The sequence below is a fragment of the Nostocoides australiense Ben110 genome, assembly GCF_001050535.1.
Lineage (GTDB): Bacteria > Actinomycetota > Actinomycetes > Actinomycetales > Dermatophilaceae > Nostocoides_A > Nostocoides_A australiense.
In genome coordinates this window covers 3,413,220-3,415,206 of the sequence record NZ_HG764815.1, presented here as the reverse complement: position 1 = coordinate 3,415,206, position 1,987 = coordinate 3,413,220, and the positions used below count along the sequence as shown (strand labels likewise).

General features: G+C 67.8%; 1 protein-coding gene. It reads right to left on the bottom strand.

All coding sequences use genetic code 11. The features are described from left to right. Nucleotides 1-150 precede the first annotated feature (150 nt). The coding region (locus BN11_RS16610; protein WP_201329288.1) for a CotH kinase family protein at nt 151-1,987 on the bottom strand (1,837 nt) is incomplete at its 5' end.

Sequence of the window (1,987 nt, the reverse complement as noted above, 5' to 3'; positions counted from 1 at the left end):
GCCCCCGTCGCGGCGCGGCGGGCCACGCCGGAGGAGCAGCCGGTCACCGCGGCCGGGTTCCTCGGCATGATCGGGCTGGTGATCACCCGCATCCTCGCCAAGCGCAAACGCGCTCGGCAGGCCGCGTCCTAAAGGCGGTGGTGCGTCCGCTCAGGAGGAGCGGACGACCAGGCTCGCGTCGAAGAACAAGTCGCTCGTCGCCGTGGCGGTGAACTGGTGCACCTCGACCGCGATGGTGTTGCTGCCGTTGCGGAAGGCGCTCGGCGGCAACGTGATCGAGTATGTCGTTCCCTGCTTGCCGGGCAGGACGTCCGACTTCGCCCGCGTCATCGGCGTGATGGCGCCGGCCGGCATATTGCTGCGCGCCACCTCCACGCCATTGACATAGACCACCGCACCGTCATCGCGACGCAGGCGCAAGGTGACGCCCGCGCGCGGACCGGAGCCGATGTCGAAGGTCTTGCGGAAGTAGTAGGAAACGCGCCCGGTGGCGGTGTTGATGGTGGTCTTCTGCGTGGACCGGAACCCGAGCGGGCCGGGGCCGGTCCTCCAGGAGGAGTCGTTGAACGTGAGGTTCTTCCAGTACTGGTTCGGGGTGACCCACGGATACCACTTCCAGGTCGAGCCGAACGGGAAGACCGTGGTCGTGGTGCTAGGCGGTTGGACGAACACCGCGTTGCGGGTGCCGGCCGTGCCGCTGCGTGCGTCGGTGCTGAAGGCCCAGTTGGCGCCGAGGCTGTTGTCGAGCGCCGGGTCCTTGAGTTCCAGCGACGGACCCGAGGGTCCCGGCCACGGGCTGGTCGTCGCATAGGTCACCGAGTCGGCCACGCGCGCACCGTCCAGGATGGCGACCTCCTCGCCCGTGTCGGCCAGGTCACCGGAGAAGATGCCACCGGCGATGAAGTCGCCGCCGAAGGCACTGACGAGCTTGGCGTCGTCGTTGCTCCACACGAGGTAGCTCTTGGGGGGCACGACGGTCCCCGGGATGAGCTGTGTCAGGCCGACCGCGGGGATCGACCAGTCGCTGATGTCCAAGCCGGTCGTGCCGGGGTTGTAGACCTCGAGGTATTCGGGGCGCGTGGCTCCCGGCACTGCCTGGATCTCGTTGACGACCGGGGCCGCCGTCGGGCTCTGCGAGGTCGGGATGATCCCGTTGGTCGTGCCATTGGCGATCTCCCGGCGGCGCTCCTCCACACCGGCGACGAAGACGCCGCGGGCGGTGGCCAGCGTCGGGCCGCCCCATTTCGCCACGTCGAGGGCGAGGTCGCTCTCATGGCCGACCGTCAACTCGTCGAAGCGATCGACCAGGCCGTTGCCGACGAGGAAGCGGTCGTGCAGGGTGCGTACGCGCCGGTAGTGCATGGCCTGGAAGTCGGGCATCTTGAAGAGCGTCTGCCACAGGCCGGGCCGGTCGAGCAGCGGGGTGAGGAAAGCGCCCTTGCCGTCGGTGGCGTTGTTGAAGACATTGTCGAAGTCCCAGGCGAGCACCTGCCAGCGGCCCGTCTGGGGGTTCTTGACCATGTAGAAGTTGCGGGTTCCGGTGTCCCAGCGGCGGGTGACGACCGTATGCGCCGTGTAGTTGGCGATCTGCGGAAGGGCCAGGTTGGCGCGGATCCAGGCGAACTTCTCCGGCGAATCGGGTGCGGCGAGCCGCTGGGTGAGCTGCCAGATGTCGCTGAAGTCGGTGTCGTCGGGGTTCTTCTTCTCGACATCGCCGGTTGCGGCCATCGCTTCTGGGCTGGTGTAGCTCTTCAGGCCTCCGCCTTGGACCTTGTACATCGGGACGTCCATGCCGTGCGTCTTGCGCCAGGTGCCGTCGTAGTTCTCGAGAATCGTCACGACCGAGTGGAACTTGCCATTGCGCTGGATGCGCACGGTGCCGTGGCCGACCGTCAGCTCGCGGGTGGCCGCGGCCACCTCCCACCCGATGCGCGAGCGGGGCACCCGCTCGTTCTGGATGTCGAACTTCTTCACGGGATAGGGGAAG